Source organism: Mycobacterium sp. OTB74 (assembly GCF_029892685.1).
GTDB lineage: Bacteria > Actinomycetota > Actinomycetes > Mycobacteriales > Mycobacteriaceae > Mycobacterium.
Window position 1 is genome coordinate 26,218 of the sequence record NZ_JARXVD010000032.1, and the last position, 6,400, is coordinate 32,617.

At 61.6% G+C, this 6,400-nt stretch carries 4 protein-coding genes; 1 reads left to right on the forward strand and 3 read right to left on the reverse strand.

Going from position 1 to position 6,400, the window contains the following annotated elements; all coding sequences use genetic code 11:
- Positions 1–73 precede the first annotated feature (73 nt).
- Positions 74–514, forward strand: a complete 441-nt coding sequence (locus tag M2432_RS26895; RefSeq protein WP_280829902.1) for an OsmC family protein — start codon at positions 74–76, stop codon at positions 512–514.
- A 220-nt stretch (positions 515–734) separates the two neighbouring features.
- Here the strand turns inward: M2432_RS26895 and M2432_RS26900 are convergent, their stop codons facing one another.
- From M2432_RS26900 to M2432_RS26910, 3 genes are all read right to left on the reverse strand, one after another.
- Entirely contained in the window at positions 735–4,922 is a 4,188-nt protein-coding gene (locus tag M2432_RS26900; protein ID WP_280829903.1) for a TIR domain-containing protein, read from the reverse strand.
- A 191-nt stretch (positions 4,923–5,113) separates the two neighbouring features.
- The gene (locus tag M2432_RS26905; protein ID WP_280829904.1) at positions 5,114–5,761 is read right to left on the reverse strand and encodes a TIGR03085 family metal-binding protein; all 648 of its coding nucleotides are present in this window, start codon (positions 5,759–5,761) and stop codon (positions 5,114–5,116) included.
- 46 nt (positions 5,762–5,807) lie between these two features.
- Entirely contained in the window at positions 5,808–6,239 is a 432-nt protein-coding gene (locus M2432_RS26910; protein ID WP_280829905.1) for a DUF2510 domain-containing protein, read from the reverse strand.
- Positions 6,240–6,400: the final 161 nt, after the last annotated feature.

Sequence of the window (6,400 nt, forward strand, 5' to 3'; positions counted from 1 at the left end):
ATTTTTCACATACAAGCACACACTCAACGTCTCGTAGACGTCCATCGGAGGTCAGCCCCATTACCCTGATTCCATGGCCGACGCAGCATCCGAAGGGACCGTGACCGTAACCGAATCAGGTTCTGGGACTTACGCGCAACAGATCACCGCCGGGCATCACCAGTTGACCGCTGATGAGCCGCGACCGATCGGTGACGACACCGGGCCGTCGCCATATGATCTGCTGCTGGCGGCACTGGGTGCCTGCACCTCGATGACGGTGCGGATGTACGCCGACCGCAAAGGCTGGCCACTTGGACAAGTGCGAGTGACGTTGCGGCACTCGCGAATTCACGCCGAGGACTGTGCAGCCTGCGAGACCACCGAGGGCATGATCGACCACATCGACCGCGACATCGAACTGATCGGCGACCTCGACGACAGCCAACGGCAACGATTACTGGCCATCGCCGAACGGTGCCCGGTCCATCAGACCTTGACCTCGGAAGTCGACGTCTCCACTTCCTTGGTGTGACCTTCAGCGGCGCAAGAACCCATTGACCAGCCTTCACCGTTCAACCGCCTGGTGCGGCATTGCGTAGTCGTGAGTAGTAGTGATGGGGCATGGCGCACTTGGCAATGCACATGAACAGCATGCTTGGGCCGGGCTGTCGGCGGAGCAGGGTTTCCCTCGAAATATGTCTCTGGACTTCATAATCCGCGCCGGCACTGCCAGGGTACCGATTGCAGATGATCTAGTCGGACGCGACCGGGAGACCCGGGCAGCCCGTTATGTACTCGATATTCGGTGACACCCACTCCCGCCACTGTTTGTGGCTCATGTTGGAAGCGAGTTTGCTGCACATCACGGGTACGGGATCGGGGAAGGCGGGCCACAGCCGAATGGTCTTGTCCGTGGCTCCGGATGCAATCGTGTTTCCGTCAGGGCTGAAAGCCACGGTATTCACTGAGTCCGTATGGCCGGTCATCGCCGCACCAAGCGGCTGGTCGCTGTCGACATCCCACAACCGGACAGTGTTGTCGGCGCTACCGGAGACAATGCGCTTACCGTCAGGGCTGAACGCCACGCTGAACACCGCGTTCGTATGGCCGGCCAGCGGAACGCCAACCTCGTTCCCGCTGTCCGCATCCCAGATCGGCACCGTAGCCACGGTGCCACCCGCTGCGATGCGCCGATCGGGGCTCCACGCGACGCTCAGCACCGTCGCACCGCGTGCGTCGATCGGCTGGCCGATGGCTTTCGCGCTGTCGGCATCCCACAGGCGTACTGTCTGATCGGCGCCGCCAGAGACGATCCTGTGCCCGTCACGACTGAAGGCAATACTTGAAACCGTGTCGGTGTGTCCGATCAGCGATGCGCCAATTTGCTTGCCACTGTGGGCATCCCATAGCCGCACGGTTCCATCGGCACCGCCGGAAACGATCCGCCCGTCGGGACCGAAAGCCACGCTCATCACGGCCCCTGTGTGACCGGTGAGCGGCGGTCCCTTCGGTTGACCGGTGTCGGCATCCCACAAGCGCACTGTCATGTCGTAACTACCCGACACGATCGTGTGTCCGTCGGGGCTGAAAGCCACACTGGACACGAAGTTAGTGTGGCCTGTAAGCGGATGGCCAACGAGAGTCCCAGTGTGGACATCCCATATCCGCACCGTTTTGTCCACGCTGCCGGAGACTATCCGTTCCCCGCGCGGGCTGAATGCCACGCTGTTCACCGAATCGGTGTGGCCCATGAGCTTTTCGACGATTCGCTGATCGGCGTGAGCATCCCAAACTCTCACCGTGTTATCCATGCCGCCGGAGACGATTCGGCCACCGTCGGAGCTAAACGCCACACCCAATACGGCGTTCAGGTGGCCAGTTAGTGGCGAGCCGATCGACTTGCCAGTGTTGGCATCCCACACTCTCACTGTCTTGTCGTCGCTGCCAGAGGCGACGCGTTCGCTATCGGGGCTAAACGCCACGCTTTCCACTGCACCACCATGCCCAGTGATGGCCTGGCCAAGAGGCTGGTTGGTGTCCGCGTCCCAGAGACGCACCGTCTTATCGTAGGAACCGGAGACGATTCGATGGCCGTTCGGGCTGAAAGCAACACTGCTCACTGAGCCGGTGTGGCCCGTCAGCGGCGGTCCAATCTGCTTTCCGGTCTCGACTCCCCACACTCGCACCGTTCCCTCAAAGCCAGCAGCCGCGATCTTGTGCCCGTCAGGGCTAAAAGCCACAGCATCCACTGAGTCGTTCGCGACGGTCATGGGCGGGCCGACGGGTTGGCCGGTGTCACCTGTCCATACGCGGACCGTCCCATCGGCGGTGCCCGAGACGAGCCGACTCCCATCGGGGCTGAACGCCACACTGTTCACGGCGCTCGGGACCGCGATCGGGTGACCGACGGGCTGGCCGCTATGGGCGTCCCACACTCGCACTGTCTTATCCGCAGAGCCAGTAGCGACCCGACGACCATCGGGGCTGAACGCCACGCTCCAGACCGCGGCGGTGTGACCGGTGAGAGGCGCGCCGACCGGCTTGCCGGTGTCGGTATTCCAAACCCACACCGTGGGTTCGCCGCTGTTAGAGACGACGCTGCATCCGTCGGGGCTGAACGCCAGCCTCGCCACGTGGTCAGGCGCCTGGACGACTTTGATTAGGGCGACCATGCCGCGAAGGGCGGTTAGTAGCGGACCATCGACGGGCGGCTGTACCAACTGCCGCGATGCAAGCAGCTGTTGGTAGGCCCGTATCGAGCCGCCAGCACGAGAACCGGCAAGCATTGACTCCGCATCGGATACCAGTCGAAAGCTCGTTGCCTCACGAAATCGAGCGTCGGTCTCCCGGCGTGCACTGTCAGCCTGATTACGTGCGTTGTTCGCTGCAACACCGAGAACGACAGCCACCATCGCGATAACCGTGGTAACCGCGAGCACCGCGGCGAGTATGCGGGACCGTTTCCGCAAGGCGACAGCATGTTCCTTTGCGGCTTGTAACTCGGCTTCCCGGCGTTGCCTTTCGGTTTCGATTCGATCATCTTCGTGTGCTCGGGACGCTCGGAGAAAGCCGTTCACCGGATCGAGCCGGTCACGGAAACCCGGTTTGGCAGAAAGGGTTTCGGCGTCAGTCAACCGAGTGCCCGCCAACAGCCATGATTCGTTCTGGCCGCTTACTTCCCAGTCAGCAGCCGCGCGTTCTAATGTGTCGGCGTCCTTGAGGTGCTGAGCCTCGTCACGCAGCCAAGCCCTGAGCTCATGCCATTGCCGCAGCAGACTTTCCAGCGCCACCTCCACGACGGTCTGCCCGTCGCGGAGGTCTTTCACCAGTAGCCGTTTCTCCACCATCCGTTGGATGAGAGGTCTACTGCCGGCGGGCAAGTCGTCCCAGCGAGCCAGCCTGCGCATCGGCTCGTTGCTATCAGGATTGATAGTGGCCAGCCAGGGGATGAACGCGTCATGGAGAAGGTCTAGCTGCGCTTGGCGCTGCTCGGGGTCGGTGTCCAACAGTTTGTCGACCTCTGTCTGCACCACTTCAGATAGCCCGCCCATGATCTCGTACTCGGCGACCGCCAGGTCACCGTCAGCACCGAAGTCGTAGTAGAGCCGCTCCAGGGTCAACGACAGCAACGGCAGTGCATCAGCACTGTGGGCAGTCTCTGCCAGTAGTCGGTCGACGAGTTCTGGTTCAACCTCAAGTGGCGCTCCTGCAGCGGTCGCTCGGCGGGCGGGTCCAGTGATGACCTCGGTGTAACCGGCGGGCTGCAGGGGCCTGAGTTGGTCGAAGACGACGCTGTTCACGTCGGCTAGCGACGGAGCGAGCTGCAATGGTTCGTAGCGGTCAGCGCGGATCGTGACGACTGCGATCATCGCCGCGGTATCGCCGGTCTCCTGCACGAGCAGCGCGGCGAGCAACTCCAGGAATCGCTCGGCCTCAGGCCCTGCGTCCACGTTGAATAGCTCTTCGCCTTGATCAATCGGAAGAACCAGCGTGGGTGCATCGTGCTCGGCGGGCATATCCAGTAACTGGTCGCGGGCCTTTTGACGGGCCTCTGCCAACAACTCGCATAGATACTCGACCTGTCCGCGGTCACACGCCTTCTTTATCTCGCCCACCAACGGTCGGCTAAGGCCGAGATCGCTGCGCAACTGGTGGATCGAGCACGCAATTCCAAGTTGGCCGGTAAGCGCCGCCTGCTCAGGGCGCACGATCGGCATGGGGATGAATCGGCGGTCGTCTCGGCGCAGTCGCGGCAACAGCCCTGCCCGAAGAAATGACGACTTGCCTGCACCCGACGGGCCGAGAATGACAAAGAGGCCCCCAACTCCCCCTGCCCGCATACCGCGGAGCACGTCCAACCCACGCAGAATCTGGGTATCACGCCCGAAAAATACCGCTGCGTCCGCGGCCTCCAGCGGAGCCCAACCCCGATACGGCGCGCGGTTTGGATCACTGGGCGGGGGCCATGGAAAATGGCCTGCCCCAATCCCTAAGGCGCGCAATCCATTTAGTAGCCTTTGCAAGCCGGCCGTATTCAAGACGATCGGCCGGTCGCCGTCGTTGATATCCACTTCGATGGTCGCGCCGCCGTCGGGAAACAAGTCGCAGCGTTGCCACTCGGAGGTGATGTTGGTGTCCGGCACCAGCTCCAGTCGGGCGCACAGGATGACCTTATGCAGGTTCTCTGCATAGCGGAACTCGACTGCGCATTCTGCTGAGTTCAACCAACGCTCCGACAGCAGGCAGATGACCGCCTCGCATCGGTTGCTGGCCTTGTTGAGAGCCTCTTTCCACCGCTCACCCGGCCGAATCCCGCTGCGCGGGTCGACATCCAGATAGATTTCGTCGACCAGGCCAGATTCCTGCTCAATCAGCCATTGTTTAACTGCTATCGCCGCGCGGCTGTCCCATCTGGAATGACTCAAGAATACGCGAGACACAATTCACCTCCCACGTGGTGCAATAGTCCACGAATGACTTCCATAGATTGTCACGCGTTAGGTACTGATCAAACTGGAATTCATAAAAACTGAAGCGGGAGCCACTCTCCACTATTGGGGCTTCCTAGTCCTGCAAAGCACGGCGGCGTCGGGCTGATGGACGGCGGAACCTTGCTCAAGTAGCAAAACGCCTACATCCCGAAATGCGTGTCGTGGATGATTGCCACGGCGCTGGCCGATCCGTGGACTTCGACCTCGGCGGCCTCTTGGCGCCCGAAAAGATATAGCAACAGTTCGCCCGGCGACCCACTGAGCCGAGCAGCAGGATCGGCGTTGCGAACTGTCACCCGCTGATCGGTTCCGGCCCAGGCGATTTCGAGTCCAATCCCCTGCAGCCTCCTGCTCAGATACCGACTGCCCCGGTGAACGTTGTGCCACAACGCGGCCTCGAAGTCGGGCGTGAGAGTCACGCGCGGCCCAAGGCCGTTGGCTCTGCGCACATCCTCGTGGTGAACGAAGAACTCGTTCACGTTCGCCAACGAGCGAACCCACCCGATTCGGAAGAATCCGGGCGGAGGGCCCGACCTGATCCGCGTGACCAACCACGTGAAATCTCGACTAGCCGCCAACCTCGCCCTGCGGCGCTCGGCGAACCGTTCAAACGTCCCGGGCAGAACCATGCACGGGCCGGCGATCGGGTCGCGCTCGCGCAAGACAAGGTGTGCCGCGAGGTCGTGCGCAGTCCAACCCTCGATGAGCGTCGGTGCGTCGCTGCCGAGTTGGTCGAACAGATCACACAAGGCAATCCGCTCCTGCGCATCGAACGAAAGGGTTCGCATCTCCTAATAATGCGGTCGGACGCGATCAGATCACACTGACGTCGGCCTAGCGGTCGAAGATGTGCGTCAGCTCGGTGCGCTTGTCAGATAGTTGTTTCTCGATGTAGCAGGCATTTACGAGAGAAAATGCTAATAGCGCGACAGCGATGACGCGCACCCAGTTCGCAGCGCGCATGAACCATGCAACGGCGATACCACCTGCCATGACGGCGACTCCGGTCCACATCAGACCCGGGCCGGTGACGAGGCTGACCGGCTGTATCGACATGACGAATCCGATGCCAACAAGGACATAGACGGCTACAGCGACCGCAGTGTTTTTGGTGTCACCCGACTTGGCTGACCCCGCGGGCTCGGCTGGCACGCTCCACGCAGTGCCGTCCCAGTAGATCTGACCACTGGAGCCCGATGGGTCGGGATACCAACCTGGTGCAGGCGGAGGCGTCATCACACCTACGAACGCTATCAGCAATTTCACAGGCTTTGCCTAGCATTCTCACAAGAAAACATCGCGCCGACTGTGAGGGCTACGTACGGAAATCGACGGCGGGTTCAAGGGATCGATGCAACAGTTGGCGGGTTTGACAGTAGTTTGTCGAGTGCTTCGGCGGGTGTTCGCCAGTTCAGGGTTTGGCGGGG

Bases quoted from the DNA above. Each gene is read 5' to 3' on its own strand.
- M2432_RS26895 (WP_280829902.1), top strand. From the start codon at position 74: ATGGCCGACGCAGCATCCGAAGGGACCGTGACCGTAACCGAATCAGGT.
- M2432_RS26905 (WP_280829904.1), bottom strand. From the start codon at position 5,761: ATGCGAACCCTTTCGTTCGATGCGCAGGAGCGGATTGCCTTGTGTGAT.